19 protein-coding genes are annotated in these 20823 nt (G+C 30.7%); 5 read left to right on the top strand and 14 right to left on the bottom strand.

Features of this window, described 5'->3' with window-relative positions:
* Positions 1–21: 21 nt before the first annotated feature.
* From RG22_RS02910 to RG22_RS02875, 8 genes are all read right to left on the bottom strand, one after another.
* Positions 22–1482, bottom strand: coding sequence for a TolC family protein (locus RG22_RS02910; protein ID WP_034040719.1), 1461 nt, complete (start codon positions 1480–1482; stop codon positions 22–24).
* Between the two features lie 6 nt (positions 1483–1488).
* Entirely contained in the window at positions 1489–2841 is a 1353-nt protein-coding gene (locus tag RG22_RS02905; protein ID WP_034040717.1) for an ABC transporter permease, read from the bottom strand.
* A gap of 1 nt (position 2842) precedes the next feature.
* Positions 2843–4087 carry an efflux RND transporter periplasmic adaptor subunit gene (locus RG22_RS02900; RefSeq protein ID WP_034040714.1) on the bottom strand — a complete coding sequence of 415 codons (1245 nt, stop codon included), beginning with the start codon at positions 4085–4087 and terminating at the stop codon, positions 2843–2845.
* A 192-nt stretch (positions 4088–4279) separates the two neighbouring features.
* Positions 4280–5146, bottom strand: a complete 867-nt coding sequence (locus tag RG22_RS02895) for a DUF4249 domain-containing protein (RefSeq protein ID WP_244462108.1) — start codon at positions 5144–5146, stop codon at positions 4280–4282.
* Positions 5147–5150: 4 nt separating this feature from the next.
* The gene (locus RG22_RS02890) at positions 5151–7526 is read right to left on the bottom strand and encodes a TonB-dependent receptor (protein WP_034040711.1); all 2376 of its coding nucleotides are present in this window, start codon (positions 7524–7526) and stop codon (positions 5151–5153) included.
* Between the two features lie 73 nt (positions 7527–7599).
* The gene (locus RG22_RS02885; protein ID WP_034040710.1) at positions 7600–9807 is read right to left on the bottom strand and encodes an NADP-dependent isocitrate dehydrogenase; all 2208 of its coding nucleotides are present in this window, start codon (positions 9805–9807) and stop codon (positions 7600–7602) included.
* Positions 9808–10670: 863 nt separating this feature from the next.
* The gene (rplS, locus tag RG22_RS02880) at positions 10671–11021 is read right to left on the bottom strand and encodes a 50S ribosomal protein L19 (protein ID WP_034040709.1); all 351 of its coding nucleotides are present in this window, start codon (positions 11019–11021) and stop codon (positions 10671–10673) included.
* Between the two features lie 414 nt (positions 11022–11435).
* Positions 11436–11783 (bottom strand): winged helix-turn-helix transcriptional regulator, encoded by a 348-nt coding sequence (locus RG22_RS02875; RefSeq protein ID WP_034040708.1) that lies wholly within the window; start codon positions 11781–11783, stop codon positions 11436–11438.
* Positions 11784–11872: 89 nt separating this feature from the next.
* Here RG22_RS02875 and RG22_RS02870 point away from each other — a divergent pair, with 89 nt between their 5' ends.
* Entirely contained in the window at positions 11873–12247 is a 375-nt protein-coding gene (locus tag RG22_RS02870) for a DoxX family protein (protein WP_034040707.1), read from the top strand.
* A 184-nt stretch (positions 12248–12431) separates the two neighbouring features.
* Here RG22_RS02870 and RG22_RS02865 read toward each other — a convergent pair whose 3' ends face one another.
* The 6 genes from RG22_RS02865 to RG22_RS02840 form a co-directional block, all read right to left on the bottom strand.
* Positions 12432–13349, bottom strand: a complete 918-nt coding sequence (locus RG22_RS02865; RefSeq protein WP_156113340.1) for a hypothetical protein — start codon at positions 13347–13349, stop codon at positions 12432–12434.
* 158 nt (positions 13350–13507) lie between these two features.
* Positions 13508–14116, bottom strand: coding sequence for a DUF4145 domain-containing protein (locus RG22_RS02860; RefSeq protein ID WP_052143600.1), 609 nt, complete (start codon positions 14114–14116; stop codon positions 13508–13510).
* A 230-nt stretch (positions 14117–14346) separates the two neighbouring features.
* Entirely contained in the window at positions 14347–14658 is a 312-nt protein-coding gene (locus RG22_RS02855; RefSeq protein ID WP_034040705.1) for a hypothetical protein, read from the bottom strand.
* Positions 14659–14683: 25 nt separating this feature from the next.
* Entirely contained in the window at positions 14684–15361 is a 678-nt protein-coding gene (gene trmD, locus RG22_RS02850; RefSeq protein WP_034040703.1) for a tRNA (guanosine(37)-N1)-methyltransferase TrmD, read from the bottom strand.
* Between the two features lie 132 nt (positions 15362–15493).
* Entirely contained in the window at positions 15494–15976 is a 483-nt protein-coding gene (locus tag RG22_RS02845; protein ID WP_034040701.1) for a CIA30 family protein, read from the bottom strand.
* A gap of 63 nt (positions 15977–16039) precedes the next feature.
* Positions 16040–16435, bottom strand: coding sequence for a DUF2721 domain-containing protein (locus tag RG22_RS02840; protein ID WP_034040699.1), 396 nt, complete (start codon positions 16433–16435; stop codon positions 16040–16042).
* Between the two features lie 89 nt (positions 16436–16524).
* Here RG22_RS02840 and RG22_RS02835 point away from each other — a divergent pair, with 89 nt between their 5' ends.
* From RG22_RS02835 to RG22_RS02820, 4 genes are all read left to right on the top strand, one after another.
* Positions 16525–17802 (top strand): DUF2851 family protein, encoded by a 1278-nt coding sequence (locus RG22_RS02835; protein ID WP_034040697.1) that lies wholly within the window; start codon positions 16525–16527, stop codon positions 17800–17802.
* Between the two features lie 38 nt (positions 17803–17840).
* Entirely contained in the window at positions 17841–18068 is a 228-nt protein-coding gene (locus RG22_RS02830; protein ID WP_034040695.1) for a PspC domain-containing protein, read from the top strand.
* The gene (locus RG22_RS02825; RefSeq protein ID WP_034040693.1) at positions 18065–19078 is read left to right on the top strand and encodes a potassium channel family protein; all 1014 of its coding nucleotides are present in this window, start codon (positions 18065–18067) and stop codon (positions 19076–19078) included. The genes RG22_RS02830 and RG22_RS02825 overlap by 4 nt, the downstream gene beginning before the upstream one ends.
* A 107-nt stretch (positions 19079–19185) precedes the next feature.
* Positions 19186–20817 (top strand): alanine/glycine:cation symporter family protein, encoded by a 1632-nt coding sequence (locus tag RG22_RS02820; protein WP_034040690.1) that lies wholly within the window; start codon positions 19186–19188, stop codon positions 20815–20817.
* Positions 20818–20823 lie beyond the last annotated feature (6 nt).

The following is a 20823-nucleotide window of genomic DNA, read 5'->3' as shown; positions in this document are numbered from 1 at the left end:
AGTATGAATTATTAGTGAGTTTTAATCAAAAAGAATATCTTCAACTTCTATTTTTTTATCATTAATAAAATCGTAAAGTGTTAGCTGTCTTAATATGTAATAATCTCGCCAGAATTTTTCGAGAGAATTTAAGTATTCAAATACAGCCTTATCTCTTTCTTCTAACGCAATATTTAAATCTGTAATTGTTACTTTATTTAGTACATACCTTTTTTTAGAAATTTCATATCGCTTCATTGAAACCTCTTTAGCTTTTTCTGCTGTGAATAAAAAATCTCTTTGATTAGACCAGTTTAATACATGTAAATATATTTCCTGCTCGAATTCTTGCTTGTCTTGATTTATGTTATTGTTAGTTAAATCTAAGTTAGCTTCTGCCATTTTACGTCTTGATTTAGAGACCCCCCAATCGAATATAGGGATGCCAACAGATACTGAAACGTTTTGTTGTTTGTTAAAGTTGTTAAATAGGTTATTAAAATCATCACCATTTTGCGATATTCCAAAATTAGCTCTTATTCCCAATTGTAATTTATTATTCCCTTTCTGAAAAGCTACTTCTTTTTCGGCCTGTAATCGTTTTCTTCTAAACTCTATAATCGCTTTTCTATTAGACTGCGCTTCATTTAATGCTTTATCTATATCTACATTAAAAAGGGGTAGTTGTTCGGGTACATCTAATTTTAAATTTTCAGTATCTAATTCTAAGTATCGTGCTAAATTTTGTGATGCTCTTTTTAATTCAACCGTATTTGTGGTAACTCTATTTTTTGAATTTAAGAACCTTAACTCCATTTGTAATAGTTCATTTTCAGCAATCTTTCCAATTCTATATCTCCCTTTTGCTATTTGAAATAAGGTGTCTTGGTTTTTTAAGTTAGTTTCTGAAATAGCAAGTTGCATTTGTGCTTTTAGCAAATCAAAGTAACGATTGGATGTACTAACAGATATTTGCTCCATATTTTCAATAAAATCTCTTTTGGACTCTTCGTAAATTAGTGGTTCAATTTTTTTATCCCATTTGAATTCGTTAAATAATATTGAGTTTTGAAAATAATTAATAGAAAACGGAATAACAGAATATCCAATATTATCGTCAAGACCAAATAATTCTACACGTTCTAAGTTTGTATTGACAGATAATGTGCCTCCTGTATATGGTATACTTTGAGAAATTGATAAACCACCTTCAATAAGCAATTGATTTTGTGTTACAAAAACATCTTGTCCAGTGTCGTTTGTTATTCTGCGTACTGCATTTCGGTATTCAGGTAGTGTAGCAGTTAGTCTAAGTTCAGGCAAAAAACTTGCTTTATAACGTCTGTAACGCCAATAGTTTGATTGGTTTCTGTTTAAATTAATTTTATAATCAGGTGATTTTTTTCGAGCAATTTCAATCGCTTCATTAAGTGTTAGTTTTTTTGACTGTGCATTATTGAATAATGGAAAAACAATAATAATGATAAGGAGTATTTTTTTCATATTTTATTATTCGGATCTTAAAGCTTGAATAGGTTTTTTATTTGCGGCTGCTTTTGCTGGAAATATTCCAAATATTAATCCTACAGCAACAGCAATAAAGAATGAAATCATAATTGAATTTATAGATAAAACAGTTTCAATTCCTGAAACTATTTCAATTACATAAGCTCCTATAACTCCAAGAAGAATCCCAATAATTCCCCCTCCAACACTAATAAGTACAGATTCTGATAAAAACTGTAATATAACATCCTCTTCTGTAGCTCCAATGGCTCTAATTATCCCTATTTCTTTGGTTCTTTCTAATACTGAAGCTAGCATGATATTCATAATACCTATACCTCCAATTAATAGCGATATTCCTGCTATAATGATTAAGACTATATTAAATATTTGCTTAGTTTTTTGTTGCTGTTTAAGTAATTGTATTGGGATTTCTATTTCAAAATCTAAAACATCATTATGTCTTCGTTTTAGCATTTTACTTAAAACTTCAGCTGTAGCTTTTAACTCATTTGAATTTGAAACCTGTACAGTTAATTTATCTATTTGATGATAATTACCTCTAGGTATTCTTTTTTTTGGACCATTTTGGTTTCTATTTCGAGCACCTATTTTATCACTAATTATCTTTCGATCTTTATAGCGTACTAAAAATGTATTTATAGGTATATAAACATCTTCATTCAAATCTCTTATGCCTAAGTTTTCTTGTGCTTTATCAGAGATTAATTTTTCTTCAATAACACCAATAACTTTTAACCAAACATCTTTTACTTTAATTTGTTTTCCTAAAGCACTTTCTCCAGTAAATAATTTTTTCTCAACTTTTTTGCCTATAATGCATACTGGTAAGGCATTCTTAATTTGATAGTCTGAAAAACTTTTACCGTTTTCTAAGCTAATATTAGAAGATTCAAAAAAGGCAGGAGAAATACCAATGAGCTTAACAGAATTTTGCCTACCATTATTAATAACATAGGTATTCAAAATTATTTCTGGGCTAACAAGTTTAATGCTAGGAATGTTTTTTTGAGCGCTTATTGCATCTAATATATCTAAGCCTTTAGAAAATCGTTTTGATTCCGTTTTACTGGCATCCTCATCACTTTCGTTAGCGTCTTCATCTTCTTCATCAGGTATTGGGGTAATCACAATGTTATTTACACCTACTAATTCTAGTTGTGCTAATATTTCTTTTTCTGCACCATTTCCTATGGCGAGCATAGTAATTACTGAAGCTACACCAAAAATAATTCCTAATGCGGTTAAAAAAGTTCTAACCTTATTCGTTTTAATAAACCAAAAGGCTTCACCAAAAGTTGATTTTAGTTTTTCTAAAAGTATTTTATCTATCATCTTATTTTAATAGCGTTATACTTTTATTATCTGTATCTTCTGGTTTATTCAAATAAACAACATCATCTTCTTTCAATCCTTTTGTTATAATTACAACTTCATTATTAGACAGACCTAATTCTACTTGTCTTTTATCGATTGATAATCCTGATTTTACATATGTATAGCTAATAGAATCATTAGCAAAAATGGCTTCTAATGGAATCATTAAAACATTATTTTTTTGATCTATTAGTATTTTGTTTGAAGTTGTCATTCCAGGTCTAATGTTCTCATTTGTTTCATTTAATTTTATTAAAACCTGAAAAAGCTTAATATCTGAACCTGCTTTAGTTTCACCTACATTAGCAACATCGGTAACAATTCCGTCAAGTTCTATATCTGGAAAAGCATCAAAACCTATTTTTACAGGTAAGTCTTTTTTTATCTTTCTTATATCAACCTCATTACTATAGGTTTTCGACTCCATTTTTGTTAAATCTGGTAAACTAGCAATAGCGGGTTCCCAAGGTGATATAGTAGAGCCTACTTTCTTTTTTGTGCCGTTCCACTCTTTTACATAAGTCACCATACCAGCATCATCTGAATAAATAGTGAACTCTTTTTGTAATTGTAATAATTCTTCTATTTGTTTAGAGATTTTAGAAACTTCAGTACCTACTTCAATCATTTTTGCATTGGCTTGCCTCTTTTTTATTGAGTAGTCTGCTTTTTTTTCTTTTAAATCCCGTGCAGTTTTCTCAATCTTGTTTTCTAATGATCTAATAGTTGCTGGAGGCTCATATATTGAACGCTCTAATTCTAAACTATCCTCTTCAATATTAAATAATAAGTCTTTTATAGAATTGCGCTCTTGTTTTAGCGTAAGAGTGGTATCCAATTGTTGTTGTGTGAATCTTGATTGAGCTTTTTCTAAATTTAATTGTGCTTCATTAATTTTTCCATTAACTTCAGAGGCATCTAATTTACCAATATAGTCTCCCTTTTTTACAATAGTACCTTCTGCTACTAAATCTTGTATTTTTATTTGATAAATATTAAATCGTCTTGCGTTACTTGGGCCGTTAATTTTTTTTGAACTTGTAGATTGCGCTTCACCAGAAATAAATACTTCATTTAAAAAAGTACCTTTTACTACTTTGGCAGTAAGTGAAACATCTTTATCATTATTGGAATTAAAATATGAATAGGCAATTATTATTAAAACGATAGCACCTACTATATAGGCTATTCTTTTTTTATTCATGCTGGATGGTTTTTTTGATTGGTGAAATTTGTAATTATAGTAAAAATAGTATACCAATAATTTCTTACGGTTAATTAAATCTTAAAATTTTAATTAATTATATTTTTACTAATAATCAGTGTTATTTTTTATTAATAATTTTTATTAAAGAAATAACACACAAATTTTATGCCAAGTATAAAAATAAGGAGATTATTCAATTGTGTAAGTAAAAACATGGGTTTCTGCAACTCTAAAATATCCCAAAGGATAGTTATTCGGGTTGGTTTGATTTATGCAATTACCTCTTACTGTAGCTGGCTGGGTTTGAAAAGGGTCGCCAGATTCGTCATCGGTTTGTTGAAGTAGAATGTTTAAATAGTTATATGTACGACTTGAAATGCCGTAGTTTCTTATTTCTAATTGGTCGCCGCTTGTAAGGGTTTCGTCAGAATAAAAAGCGAATATTTGATTCCCATCTGTGAATTCATCATCGTATACTTCAAGATTTATAGTGTTTAGAGTTGGTTTTCTAAACTCGAATAAGTAAAAATTTTCAATATCTTTTGGGTCTGTGTAAAAGGCTTTTATTTCAATTTCATCGCCAGTAAAACCACCGTCGTTTTTTTGCTCAACATACTCAATTGGTGATACTGGTGTTAATGTTTCAGTAGCTGTGTAAACTTCGTTATTATAGGTAATAGTTAGCGCGTATTCCCTATTAATTACAGGAGCAAAAGTATTGTTTGTGTAAATACCAGTATTTCCCTCTTCAGTAAAATTAAATGTATTGTTATTTGAATCTGTTATAGTTACAATAGCTCCTGTTGCTGGCGGAATGGTATTGCCAAAATATGGAGCTGTTAGCGAAAGCTTTATAAATTGCTCATTACCACTAGTGCCTTTTTGCCAGTTTAAAGAGGCATCAATAACTAATCTTGTTTGAGCAGTTTCAAGGTCGACTTGAATAACATCTTCACAAGAAAATATAATTAAGCTTATTAAAAATAGGCATTTTAATTTCTTCCTCATAATGGTTATATTGATTAAGTGTTCATGAAAATTCTTTAAATTTTTCATAAGCTTAAAGTTTAAAATTATAAGATATTGAAGGAACTATTCCAAAAATTGATAAGCGAGTAGCTTCGTTAAATCCAGTTGTTGTATTTTGACTAAAATTTATTGATTGTGCATTCCTGCGATTATAAATATTATAAATACCAAAGACCCAATGACTTTGCCAGTTTTTATTTTTTACTTGTTTTGGCTGATATTTTAACGAAATATCTAATCGATTGTAAGCTGGCAATCTGTTTTTATTTCGTGCACCATAATTGGGAATATTAATACCATTGTAAATATACTGCCCGTTTGGAAATGTTGCTGGTTGACCCGTTTGGAACAGAAAATTGGAGTTAATCTCCCATTTATCATTTAGTTTATAGCTTCCAGTTAAAGAGATGTCGTGAGTTTTGTCGTAAGGCGTATTGTACCAATTACCATTGTTAATTCCTATCTCATTTGGTGTTCTGCCCTTTGTTTGCTGTTCAGATTTTGAAAGCGTGTAGGCCAACCAACCTTTAAACCTGCCTTCATTTTTTCTTAATAGAAATTCTAATCCGTAAGCTCTCGCTTTTCCGTTAAGGATAACCTGTTCGATAGCGTTGTTTGCTATTAAATCTGCGCCATCAATATAGTCTATTCTGTTTTTTATGGTTTTGTAAAAACCTTCAATTTCTATTGAATATTCATCATTGCTCAAATTTTTAAAGTAGCCTAAAGCAAATTGATCTAATAATTGAGGTTTTACATATTTACCACTCGGGGTCCAAACATCTAGTGGAGTTGGTGAGTTTGTATTTGATAATAGATGTAAATATTGGCTCATTCGATTATAACTCGCTTTTACAGAACTATTTAAATTAATTTGATAAGCTGCTGAAAAACGTGGTTCTAAATTGAAGAATTTTGCAATAACATTACTACGGTTAAATGATTCTGTACCCATAGGGTCTGCTTTTTCGTATATCTGAAAATCTTCATTAAAAACTACAGGTTGATTATTGTTGTAAATATTAAGTTCGTCTTGTCCTAATCTAAAAAATGAGCTAAATCTTAAGCCATAGGATAGAGCTAATTTATTTGAAATCTTATGCTCAACATCTAAATACAATGCGTTTTCAAAAGCATACTTGTCTATAAGTTTAAAAGGATTAATTCCCGAAGTCTCTACAGTTGGGTTTATTTCTCCAGGATTAAATTTGTAATAAATACTATTTAAACCGTATTGAAGTTTTAATTTATCGTTTAAATAATATTTAAAATCATATTTTAAATTAAAATTCTGAATGCCAGAAACCCAGTCAAATTCAACAAAATTTAGCTTTAAATTGTAATAATAATCAGAATAAATTAAAGATAAATTAGAAAATAGTTTGTCTGAAAATAAATGATTCCATCTAAAATTTAAAACAGAATTGCCATAAGTGTTTTCAAAAGTGTCTTCAACTCTAAACACATCTCTACCAAAATATCCTGATAAGTAAATGTTATTTCGGTCGTTTATTTTATAACTCAGCTTTGTGTTTAAATCATAAAAATAAGCAATGTTTTCAATATCGAAAAGTGGTAAAAATAAATGCGCATAACTTGATCTGCCGCCAAAAAGAAAAGAGCCTTTGTCTTTTTTAATAGGCCCTTCGGCAAGCAGTCTACTCGCAACAATGCCAATACCACCATTTAGGTTAAATGCTTTACTATTTCCCTCTTTTTGATAAATATCTAAAACAGATGAAACGCGACCGCCGTATCTCGCAGGTATACCACCTTTATATAACCGAAGGTCTTTAATGGCATCTGGATTAAAAACCGAAAAGAAACCAAATAAATGTGACGAATTGTAAATAATTGCTTCGTCTAAAAGAATTAAATTTTGATCTGCCGAACCACCTCTAACATTAAAACCAGATGAGGCTTCTCCAGCATTAGTAACACCTGGTAGTAAAGTGATAGCCTTAATAATATCTGCTTCGCCTAAAACAACGGGGATTTTTTTTATGGTATTTGAGGTTAAAGTATTAACACTCATTTGTGGTTTGTTTATGCTTAATTTTTCAATATTATTAGTAATAATAACTTCATCTAAACTTTCGAGGGAGTTAACCAAACTTATGTTTTTGGAAATATCATTGTTCAGTTCTATAATTTCTGTTTTAGTTGTGTAGCCAAGGTAACTTATGATTACAGAGTAGGTGCCTTTAGGTAAAGTGATGGAATAAAAACCATATTCGTTAGTAGTTGTTCCTGTTCCCGTTTCTGGAAATATTATGTTAACACCAATTAGGGTCTCGTTACTTTTTTTTTCAGAAATAATGCCACTTAAAGTAAATTTTTCTTGAGCATTTAGAGAGGCACTATATAAAGATAGGGCAATAACAAGCCATAACATAAAGTTTTTCATTCAGCTTTTTTTATAAAAATATAAAAAAAGCTCCTAAGGTTAGGAGCTTTTAACAAAAGATATGTATTGTATGTTACAAGATACTGTTAAGCGTTTTGCTTGGTCGCATAGCTTGGTTTATCAAAGCTTCGTTTGGCTCATAGTAACCACCAATATGTATTGGTTTTCCTTGAATTTCTGTTAATTCATTAATGATGTTCGTTTCATTATCAGCTAATTGCTTTGCTAATATTGAGAACTCTTCTTTTAACGTTGCATCATTATTTTGACTTGCCAATTCTTGAGCCCAATACATGGCTAAATAAAAATGACTTCCTCTATTGTCTAATTCTCCAGCTTTGCGTGATGGACCTTTCTTATTTTCTAATAATTTTTCGGTCGCATCATCTAAAGTTTCGCTTAGTATTTTAGCTTTAGCATTATTATTTACTTCGCTAAAATGCTCTAATGACACAGCGAGTGCTAAAAATTCTCCTAAAGAATCCCAGCGTAAATGATTTTCTTCTAACAATTGTTGTACATGTTTTGGTGCAGATCCACCAGCACCAGTTTCAAATAATCCACCACCGTTCATTAACGGAACAATAGATAACATTTTTGCACTTGTACCAACTTCAAGAATTGGAAACAAATCAGTTAAATAATCTCGTAAAACATTACCAGAAACCGATATAGTATCTTTTCCATCTTTTAATCTTTCACAAGTAAAAATTGTAGCATCAATAGGTGATAAGATTCTTAAATCTAATCCTGAAGTATCGTGATCTTTTAAATACGTATTTACTTTTTTAATAAGTTCGGCATCATGCGCTCTATTTTTATCTAACCAGAAAACTGCTGGAGTTTGAGAAGCTCTAGCTCTTGTCACTGCTAATTTTACCCAGTCTTGAATAGGAGCATCTTTAACTTGACACATTCTCCAAATATCTCCAGTTTCAACAGTGTGTTCAATTAAAACTGTCCCGGAAGTATCAATAACACGAACCGTTCCGTTTGAAGTCATTTCAAAAGTTTTATCGTGAGATCCGTATTCTTCAGCTTTTTGAGCCATTAATCCAACATTAGGAACAGTCCCCATTGTTGTTGGGTCGAATGCTCCATGTTTTTTACAAAAATCTATAGTTGCTGTATAAATGCCTGCATAACTACTATCAGGAATTACTGCTTTGGTATCTTGTTGTTTACCTTCTGCGTTCCACATTTTACCAGAAGTACGAATCATTGCTGGCATTGAAGCATCAATAATGACATCACTCGGTACGTGTAAATTGGTAATACCTTTATCGCTATTTACCATCGCTAAATCTGGACCGTTTTTAAAAGCAGCTTTAATATCAGCTTCAATTTCTTTGCGTTTAGTTTCTGGTAATTCTTGAAGGTTACTTAGTAAATTACCAAATCCATTATTTACATCAACACCAATTTCTTCAAATGTTTCTTCGTATTTTGCAAATACATTTTTAAAGAAAGTACGTACCGCATGACCAAAAATAATAGGGTCTGAAACCTTCATCATAGTGGCTTTCATGTGCAATGAAAGCAATACATTTTTCTCTTTAGCATCAGCAATTTGTTCTTCTAAAAAGTTTAGTAAAGCTTTTTTATTCAATACTGTGGCATCAATAATTTCTCCTGGTAATAATGCCAAATTATCTTTTAGAATAGTTGTATTTCCGTTAGCATCAACATGTTCTATTTTTACAGTTGTAGCGTCTTCTAAAGTCACAGATTTCTCATTGTGTGCAAAATCGCCATGGCTCATAGTTGCCACATGTGTTTTAGAATTACTAGACCAAGCACCCATTGAATGTGGATTCTTTTTAGCGTAATTCTTTACTGCTCTAGGGGCGCGTCTATCTGAGTTTCCTTCACGTAAAACAGGATTTACAGCACTACCTTTAATTTTATCGTAGCGTAATTTTATGTCTTTTTCTGAATCTGTTTTTGGTTCATCTGGGTAATTAGGAATATTAAAACCTTGCGATTGTAACTCAGTAATTGCGGCAATTAACTGAGGAATTGAGGCGCTTATATTTGGTAATTTTATAATATTAGCTTCAGGTTTTTTTGCTAATTCGCCAAGAAATGTTAAATCATCCGAAACACGTTGGTCTTCATTTAAAAAATCTGGAAAAGTAGATAAAATTCTTGCTGCTAAAGAAATATCTTTAGTTTCAATGTTTATTCCAGAAGACTTTACAAAAGCTTTTACTATTGGTAAAAAAGAACGGGTTGCTAAAGCTGGCGCTTCATCAGTTTTTGTATAAATAATTTTAGACATTCGCCTTGTGTTTTTTATAGATTTATTACTTAAATAGGAGCAGAATTAACGATAACGTTTTCGCGATGCGAATATACAAAAATTGACTTTTAAAAACCTTTAAATTGATTGATGAAGTCAAGCAGGTTATAAATGATTTATTAGAATGATAAAAAAAGCTAAAGTCTGTAAGAAAATGATAAAATAGAAGTGTAGAAATTATAAAAAACAAAAGCCATATCACTATAGAATTTAATCTACTCTGATATGGCTTTCTTTGAAATAACATAACGTGATCTATTAGTATTGCTACTAAATCGGTTTTAATTTTCATAAAACCTTTTCAATTCAAGTACTATTATTTCAATGAAACATTTCGTGATGTAATTTTCAAAATGTATTGACTTATTACCAAAATGCTTCAGTTAATTGTTTTTCTTGATACTTTTTTGTTAGCCATCCATTTTCATGTATGGGAAACTCCAACGCATTGCTCTATTTATAGTATTCCCTTTCGTTAACTACTACTTTTCAAGCTTTCAGCTATACTAGATACCATCTACTTGCGTATGTGGGACTTTTTATAGCGTCATGGTTTTATGCTCACTCACGCATACACGTGGCACATCCAAACCTCAAAAAACAATTGTATATAAAGAACGTTACTCTATTTTAGACCTTAATGTAAATTCGCTTTTATACGAAACCAACCAGAGGTTGTTATTAATTTCTTTTGCTAATATATAATCACATTTTAAATAATCAAATTTTTTAAGCGATTAGATATCAACTATTTATAAACCAGACTTATTAACAAAAGTTAATAAAAAAAGCCCTGACATCTGTCAAGGCTTTTAAGTACTTTCGTAAATGATATTACTATGTTAACGTCTACGCTCGGTAATTCTAGCTTTTTTACCAGTAAGACCTCTAAAGTAGTAAATTCTAGCTCTACGTACTTTACCACGTTTGTTAACTTCTATTTTTTGTAATGCCGGTAAATTAACTGGGAAGATACGCTCTACACCAATAGTACCAGACATTTTTCTAATTGTAAAAGTTTCTGATGTTCCAGATCCTCTTCTTTGAATTACAACACCTCTAAAAAACTGAGTACGAACTTTTTCGCCCTCTCTAATTTCGTAAAATACTGTAATAGTGTCTCCAGCTGCAAATTCTGGTAAGTCTTTTCTTGTTACAAATTCGTCTTGTACAAATTTTACTAAAGATTCCATATCTTTAAATTTAATTATAATTAATTCAGAACAACATTCACGATTCTCGCCAGAGGTTAACCCGAAATTGGGTGCAAAAATAACTATTAATTAATAATCTGCAACGTTTTTATTTATATTTTTTTGGTGTTTCTTTTTGCTTAAAACTTAGAGCTAATTATTTAAGGTTTTGGTAGCAAAAAGTCAGGCTATTCGCTATATCTTTTTTTAACGTCATAGCGAGGACGAAGGACGTGGCTATCTATTAAATACAAGTTCTAAATTAAAGTTTGTATTAATTATTTAAAAAAAGGATGCCGCTGCTATCCTTAACACGGGCTTGGTAATGCTAAAAAAACTTTTTTGTAAAAAATTAAGTATTAGTTTGTTTGTTATATCCGCATGTTGGCGGTTCGTTTTTTATGTATTTCTGTTTTAAGTTGCATTTTTCGTTCCCCATTTAGCCATTTGTATTAAAATACTTTCTAATGACTTACCTTTTTTAGAAAGTTCATATTCTACTCTTGGTGGAACTTCGGGATGAGAAATCCGATTTATCAAGTCGTCCGCTTGTAATTCTTTAAGTTTTGCTATTAGCATTCTTTCCGAAACTCCGGTTAATCTATTTCTTAATTCACTATACCTTAATTTTTTTTCATCCAATAAGAATGCTAGAATACTAAGTTTCCATCGACCACTTAAGATTGAGTTTGTATATGCAATTCCACAATTTGCTTCTAATTGCTCCTTATTTATCGTATTGGTAGATGTTGTCTTTCTCATTTCTTACTTTTTTGTTAGTATCATACAATTTTGTATGTACTTTCAATTTGTAAATATAACTATTACTTTTGAACAAAATTATAATAGATATGAAAATTTTAGTACAAGTAGCCCATTGGATTTCTTATGGGTATTTAATTTATGCATTTGGCTATGCAAGTCTTTTCAAAGTTTTTCAAAAGGAAAGTATGATGGGAAATATGAGCAATTTTGGTTTTGGGAAAATATGGACTCTATTTATTGGTTATGGCGAATTGTTGGGTGTAATTGGTTTAGTTGTTGGATTTTGGATGCATCAAGTTAAAAACATATCAACTTTATGGTTATTGCCATTCGCAATTGGTGCATTAATGGTTCATTTCGCACATAATGATTATAAACACTTTTACACAGCTTTGTATTGTTGTATTGCTGGTATTATTTTACTTATTACGGATAAAAATTTCAAAGTAATATTAAAATGATTTAACCTCCGAAATTTTGAATGAACGCACGGTTTTAAAATGCACCACAATGTGTTTGTGTATGATTTCGTTGAGTGTTTCAGCAACTAATTTAGCAAATACAAACCGAATAGAAAATCCGCTAGGATTTTCGTAAGTAGGCGAGTACTAGCAATGAATTATACACGTGTTACCTGCTGGTTTTTTATTTTATGATTGTATTTATATTGAAATTTTCAGCTTCTTGTTCATTCAATATAAAGTGTCTGAAGGTGCCAACACTAAATTGACTTAAGTATTCAACAACTCCATTTTTGAATCTATGAATCTCTTCAGCATTTCCTATGTCAGAACGATAGACCATTATTAAAATCAAAGTAGGACTTCTTTTACTTGAATTAAAAATGTGATTTCGCATTCTTACCAAAGCGCTAAAAGACTTTTTTACAATGTCCATATTTAATCTTGTTTGTAAATATTTAACCTCAATAATTATATCTGGATTTTTCCTTTTATTATTTGGTGTTAAAACAATATCAGCCTCAAATTTATCGTCAATTTTTACATTTGCTTTTGGCTCATAAGCAAATGAATTAAACTCAATTATTTTATCATAAAAGAGTTTTTCCATTCCGATTAAGTTAGTTTTTAGTTTTTCAATTTCTTCTTTGCTTTTTGCTTTTGGTTTCTCATCTTTTATTTCTTCGTTTGAAGTGCTTTCTTGAATTTCTTCTTGTACTTCCATTTCTGCTTTTTCATCAATTTCCTCTGAATCCAATTGCTTTGTAGCTAGAAGTAACTCTAACTTAATTCCGTCTGTTTCATCTATACCATCTTGTTTTTTCTTCCATTTTTTAAAACCTATGAAAATTAATAAACACCCAAATAAGAATAATCCAATAGAAATAAGTGGAAGAGCTTTAATTACGATTAAATTCAAACTAATTCTGTTGTCAACAAGGTCTTTCGATGATTGAATTAATCCATTGTAGTCTGTTGATGATATTATACCTAATTCCTGTTTCATAAACAACCAAGGAATTATGAATGAAGAAGCTATAAAAATCAATCCTATAGATGTTAGGAATCTGTATAAATCTGAAAATTCAATTTTGTTTAGCATAATGTTTTTTCAACTTGCACATAACGTGTTTGGCTATGGTTTCGTTGCGTGAAAATCCGCGAGGATTTTCCGCCGTAAACCGAAGATAGCAAATTTGCGAGGACTTTCCGAGAGGAAAGTCAGAAGCAATGAACTATAGCCAGTGTTGTGTGTAGTACTTATTCAGTTTTTGGGTCAACTACCTCTATATTCATACTCGCCTTCATTAATCCCGGCATTTCGTAAACAAACCTTAAAAGCATTTCTGTAAAGGTCAAAATTAGTTTTGAGTCCTCTTCGGTTTTAAAATCAATTTTATGATTTGCTTCGTTTCCAAGTTTTCTAATTGAATCTACCCATTCTTTTCCATTGGGTGGGATAAAATTATTGTCATTTAAATAATTTACGTAATCAACAAATCCTTTTCCTTCTTTTGCTCCTTGCTCAACAGAAATATTCATTAATAATTTTCTGCAACAGATTACTGCTGATGTATATGCTCCAATAGTATAACAATCATTAGCTTCTAAAAATAATTTTTCAACATCTGGATTGCTTATATGCAAAATAGGGTTTCCAATTTTTGCTCCTGGTATTTGTTTTCCATAGTCAAAAAATGTAGGGCGTGTACAAAAATGACAAATATAAATATGCACTTTATTGTGGCTGGATGTTTGTACGGTTCCAGTATATCCGACTTGAGATGCTAATTGATGCCCACAATGTCCACATTTATATCCTTTAGAAGGGATATTTCCTGCGTTTGCCCAATTAAATTTATCCTTCATAGTCTTTTTTGTTTTGTATTACACACAACTTGTTATATCGTAATTTTTAGGTTTCATATCCCGTAAATAAGTCAGGATATAGTAACTTTTTTATCGTTGTTATCCCGTAAATATAATTGATTTTTCTTATAGAAATATACTAAAAAGCCGTAGTTTTTTGACTTATTCATTTTTTATAGTATTCAATAGGGCTATATATTTCTTGCTTGTTTTGATAAGCTTGATATGAATTAGTTTTTCTTATTAAAATTTAAAGCCAATAAAAACAAACCAATCCCAAAAATAAAAAAAGAAAATGCATTAAAAAAAGTAAGTGTTACTTGGGCATCTAATAAGGCTTCAGTTCCGTTTCTTGCAGCTATTGCGTTATAAATGAAACCACCAATAAAACCAATACTTGTTAAAACACTACCTAAAAGTAAAACAATCGTGGCAATAGTTCTCTTTTTTGCAAACATGATTATTGAAGCTATAAGAACAATTAAATGTACTAAACCACTAACTATACTAGCAGCTACTAACTGCAATTGTGTGTTATCCATATTTTCTATAGGTGTTATTTAAAAGTTAATCATCCAACAAATCTGGTCGTCGTTCTTTAGTGCGTAAATACGCTTGTTCTTCGCGCCATTTTTCAATTTCTGGTAAGTTACCCCCAAATAATAATTCTGGTACTTTCCAACCTTTATACTCACGAGGTTTTGTGTAAATTGGTGGTGCTAGTAAGCCATCTTGAAACGAATCGGTTAGAGCAGAGGTTTCATTCCCTAAAACTCCAGGAATTAGACGTATTATAGCATCACAAAGTACTGCAGCCCCCAACTCGCCACCAGACAGTACATAATCGCCAATAGAAATTTCTCGTGTAATAAAATGGTCTCGTACACGTTGGTCTACTCCTTTATAATGCCCGCATAAAATAATAATATTTTCTTTTAATGAGAGTTGGTTAGCAATGCCTTGTTTTAAGGTTTCGCCATCTGGTGTCATGTAAATAACCTCGTCGTATTTACGTTTAGATTTTAAAGCAGAAATACATTTGTCTATGGGCTCAACCATCATAACCATACCAGCGCCACCACCAAATTGGGTGTCGTCAATAGATTTATAATTATCAGAGGTATAATCGCGTAGATTGTGAAAATGAATTTCTACTAAACCCGCATCTATAGCACGTTTTAAAATAGAAGCTTCAAACGGACTTTTAAGTAATTCTGGTAAAACAGTTATAATATCTATGCGCATGGTATCGTGTTAAGAGGTACAAAGATAATTTAATTGTTTGGTATTTTTTGGTGAAGATTTTTGAAGGTTCGATTTAAGTAATTTCGACATAATTACTCATTTAAAGTTGAATATTTAGAATAAGTAAATACTCTATTTTAAAATAATGTTATCAATCTCTAATTTAAAAGCTTCATTTTTTTTATTCCCAATTAAAAATGCAATCATTTCTGCTTGTTTCCCTGGGTAATTTGGAGCATCTAATTTTCTGCCTCTAAAAGCAGGATGCATCGTGTTAAACGGTATTTCTATAAGTTGCCACTCTCCATTAGTAGTAAAAGATTTTATATAGGAATAGGAATCAATATTATTAGTTTTTATTCTGAACTGATAGGTTTTACCATCTCCTTTTAATTTAATTATAGTTTTGGAAAAGCGAGATACATCTTTTGTATCAAATGCATATTCTAGCATAGAAAACCCACCATTATTCTCTAAAGAAACATAACCTTTAAAAAAACCATTTTCATTTTTATTAATTGAAAACTCTCCATTAGAACGGCCACCCATAACAACATCATTAACAATACGCCAATTGTTAATATTACTTTTAGAATTAAAATTAAAAAGAGTCATAGTGGTTTGTAATATTATAAGATTTAGAATAATTAGAATCGTTTTTATCATGATATATTAATATTAGTTATTCTCAATATCACTAATATGATGCTCTAAAGCTTTTACCGAGATTTGTATCTCTATAATTAAAAGACCTAGTGATATTATTAATAAAAGTAGTGCAAAACCAAAAACCCATACCGCAATGTTATGTTGTTGTATATAAATTAAAAGCATAGTTAATACACAAAGCAACAAGCTACTAATACCAAAAATTTGCATAGACCGTGTTAAGTACAAGCGTTGTTTAATATTCTTTATTTGAGCAATTAAAACAGAGTCTTTTTTTTGGATATACTTATCGTGCAAGTTTCTTATTATTGATGCATAAGCCAAAAACCTATTGGTGTAAGCCAGCATAATTAACGAAATAGCTGAGAATAAGAGTGCAGGTGTAGTTAAAGTAAGTTGCTCCATATATAATAGTTTTTGCAAATTTATTGAATTTATTAAAGAATAACGATTTGCAATTTGGTACTTGTATAAGGTAATTTTATATTTAATGCATGCAAGAAAATTTTATACATTATATCTGGCAACATAAAAAGTTTAATGTTAATCATTTAAAAGGCACAAACGGAGAAGAGATTTCTATAGTTTCGGTTGGGCAACATAATAGTAATGCTGGACCAGATTTTTTTAATGCACAACTTAAAATTGAAAATCAGCTTTGGGCAGGAAATGTAGAAATTCATATCAAATCATCCGATTGGTTTTTGCATAATCATGAGTTAGATAAAGCTTACGATAATGTTATTTTACATGTTGTTTGGGAACACGATACCAATGTTTACAGAAAGGATAATTCAGTAATAGCAACTTTAGAGCTGAAAGATTATATATCTAAATCAGCATTAAATAATTACCAGTTATTATTTTCTAAAACGAATAAGTGGATTAATTGTGAGCACGATTTTGAAAGTATTGACGATTTTATGATGCAAAATTGGTTAGAACGATTATACTTTGAACGCTTAGAACGAAAATCTGAAGACATTCATCAATTATTAAAAGCATCAAAAAATGATTGGGAAGCTGTTTTGTTTAAAATGCTAGCTAAAAATTTCGGGCTAAAAGTAAATGCCGATGCGTTTTTAAGTTTAGCAAGCTCAACAGATTTTTCAATAGTTAGAAAACTACAAAACAATCAAACGAGTTTAGAGGCTTTGTTTTTCGGACAAGCCAATCTATTAAATATCAATGTTGAAGACGCTTACTTTCAAAGTTTAACTAAAGAATTTCAATTTTTAAAGCAGAAATTTACACTATCAAGTCAAAATGTAATACCTATTCAGTTTTTTAGATTGCGACCATCAAATTTTCCTACCATTCGCTTATCGCAATTAGCAAGTTTATATAATAATGAGCAAAACTTGTTTTCAAAAATTAATGAAATAAATTCTACTAAAGATTTTTATATGCTTTTTTCTGTAGAAACATCATCGTTTTGGGAATCACATTACACATTTGATAAAACTTCGAAAAAAATAAAAAAGAAACTTAGCAAAGCGTTTATAGATTTACTAATGATTAATACTATTATCCCAATAAAATTCGCTTATGTAAAGTATCAAGGCAAACAAGTAGATGGTGATATTATAAAACTAATACAAGACATATCTTCAGAAAAAAATAGTATTGTTGAGAAATTTAATGCATTAAAAAAAGTGTCAACTTCGGCTTTGCAATCTCAAGGATTGCTTCAACTAAAAGATGAGTATTGTAATAAAAATAAGTGCTTACAATGTGCTGTTGGTAATACACTTTTAAACAAAAAAACATAGAAATTTTTAAACTAAAAAAGGAAGTGTTAAATTGCGGCATGAACAACATTTACAAACCATTATTGTTTTTTCAAAAGCACGGATATTATGTTTGTCAACGTATCGCAGACCGGTTTGGTATTAGAGCCAAAGTCGTGCGTACCTCGTTTATGTATTTAACATTTGTAACTTTAGGTTTTGGTTTTGCACTCTATTTGTTTATGGCTTTTTGGATGCGTATTAAGGATATAGTTTACACAAAACGCTCATCTGTTTTTGATTTATGAATCCATTAATAAAGTTTTTTAGAACAAAAATATATACTGCGGTAATTCTGCTGATTCTTTTATTAGCTATTGGTGTTATTGGTTTTAAATCGATGTCTAATTACACCTGGATTGATGCGCTTTATATGACCGTAATAACCATTACTACTGTTGGTTTTAAAGAGGTTCATCCATTAGATGATGCTACTAAGATTTTTACTATATCATTAATTTTAATTAGTGTTTTTATTTTAGGTTATGCCTTATCTGTAATTACCGAGTATATTTTAAGCAAGAATAGTTTTGAAGAATTAAAACAAAAAAAGATGCAGAAAAAGATTGATAATTTAAAAAACCACATTATAATTTGTGGTTACGGAAGAAATGGTAAACAAGCTGCAACTAAATTATTAGCTTATAACAAACCGTTTGTTATTATTGAAAAAGATAAAGAACTGGTTGAAAAAGATGAAAACGATCTGACGCCTTTCGTTTTAGGTAATGCTAATGAAGACGAAACCTTAATGCAAGCTGGTGTAGATAGAGCATCCTGTTTAATATCGGCACTACCAAACGATGCAGATAACTTATTTGTAGTACTTTCTACAAGGCAAATAAATAAGGATATTAATATTATAAGTCGAGCCTCTCAAGAAACATCTTATAAAAAATTAAAACTAGCAGGTGCTAATAATGTTATTTTACCAGATAAAATTGGTGGCGATCATATGGCATCATTAGTAGTAGTTCCTGGCTTAATGGAATTTGTAGATAATCTTTCTATTGTTGGAAAATCTAACATAAATATTGAAGAGATTGCTATTGAAAAATTAACTAAAGAAATTAAAACCATTAAGGATTTAGATCTCAGAAAGAAAACAGGATGTACAGTTATTGGATATAAAGATGAAAACGGAGAATATATAGTAAATCCAGAAGCAGATTTAGACTTAGCACCTAATTCAAAAATTATAGTATTAGGTCGCCCAGAGCAAATAGATGTGCTTAATACTATATATGATATAAGTTAACAGATTCGTATTTTAACAATCAATTGTTTTAAAAAATCAATTATTTTTAGCATCTTGCTAGCTTTAAATACATATTCTTTAATAAAACTAACTAACAACAAATTCTTATGAAGAAGTATCTTCTTTCAATTTTCACATTAATATTACCATTTTTAACATTTGCACAAGAAGTAGAAAAAGGTTTAGACGAAAAAGTAAATGATGCCTTTATGCCAGTAGCAACTTGGTGGGAAGGTTTTGTTTTGACTACAGTTCCAATAGGTTCTTATAACATACCATTTGTCGTTATTCTTTTGGTTGCTGGAGCAACTTTTTTCACAATATATTTTAAGTTTCCAAGTTTCACAAAATTTGGATTAGCAATAAACACGGTTAGGGGTAAATATGATGAAGTTGAAGGTGGTCATGCTGCTGGAGATCCTAATATGGCAATTGATGGCGATATCCCAGATACTATTCGAGATGAAAGTAAAGAAGGAGAAGTAAGCCATTTTCAAGCGTTGGCAACTGCTGTTTCTGGTACTGTGGGTTTGGGTAACATTGCTGGTGTTGCAGTAGCTATTGCACTTGGTGGTCCTGGAGCTACATTTTGGATGATTGTTTGTGGCTTAATAGGTATGTCTACAAAATTTGTAGAATGTACACTTGGTGTAAAATATAGAGATGTTGGAGAAGACGGTACTGTATACGGTGGTCCAATGTATTATTTATCAAAAGGCCTTAAGGAAAGAGGCTTTTCTGGAATAGGAAAAGTACTTGCAGGTTTATTTGCTATACTTTGTGTTGGTGCTTCATTTGGAGGTGGTAACGCATTTCAATCTAATCAAGCTGCTGTACAATTAAGCTCTTTGTTTAATTTACAAGGTGGTGCAACCGGAGTAATTATTGGTGTTATTTTAGCTGTTTTAGTTGGTATTGTAATTATTGGTGGTATTAAGCGTATTGCAAGTATTACAGAAAAAATTGTACCATTTATGGCAGGTATATATGTGCTTGCGTGTTTAGTGATAATTTTTGCAAATTTCAGCTCTATTGGCGATGCTTTCGGACTAATATTTAATGGTGCATTTACACCAATGGCAGGACTTGGTGGTCTAGTAGGTGTTTTAATAGTAGGGTTTCAGCGTGCAGCATTTTCAAACGAAGCTGGTGCAGGTTCGGCAGCCATAGCGCATTCAGCAGTTAAAACAAATTATCCAGCATCAGAAGGTGTTGTGGCACTTTTAGAACCCTTTATTGATACTGTTGTTATTTGTACAATGACAGCTTTAGTTATCATCTTTTTCAATATTGATGGTACAAATATGCAAAGCGTATTTCCGTATGGCGGCGACGGAGCAAGTAATGTAATTTTAAATTCTGATGGCAGCTCAATTGGAGGTGTAGATTTAACATCTATGGCTTTCGATTCTGTAATTCCAGGGTTTTCATATATATTAACCATTGCGATTGTTTTATTTGCATTTTCAACTATGATTTCTTGGTCTTATTATGGCTTACAATCATGGAAATTTTTATTTGGAAAAGGAAAAACAGCAGATACTGTTTATAAAATTCTATTCTTAATTTTTATTGTTATCGGAGCAGCTGCAACATTAGATGCGGTAATTAAATTTTCTGATGCTATGATATTAGCTCTAGTGTTTCCAAATATGATTGGACTTCTGTTCTTATTCCCTAAAGTAAGAGAAGAAATGAATAAGTATGTGGGTGCTATAAAAGCGAGTAAAGAGGAATAAAAAATA

Origin of the sequence: Wocania ichthyoenteri Th78 (assembly GCF_000789235.1) — a bacterium.
Taxonomy (GTDB): Bacteria; Bacteroidota; Bacteroidia; order Flavobacteriales; family Flavobacteriaceae; genus Wocania_A; species Wocania_A ichthyoenteri.
The sequence above is the reverse complement of the archived record's forward strand: the minus strand, read 5'-3'. Positions and strand labels throughout refer to the sequence as shown.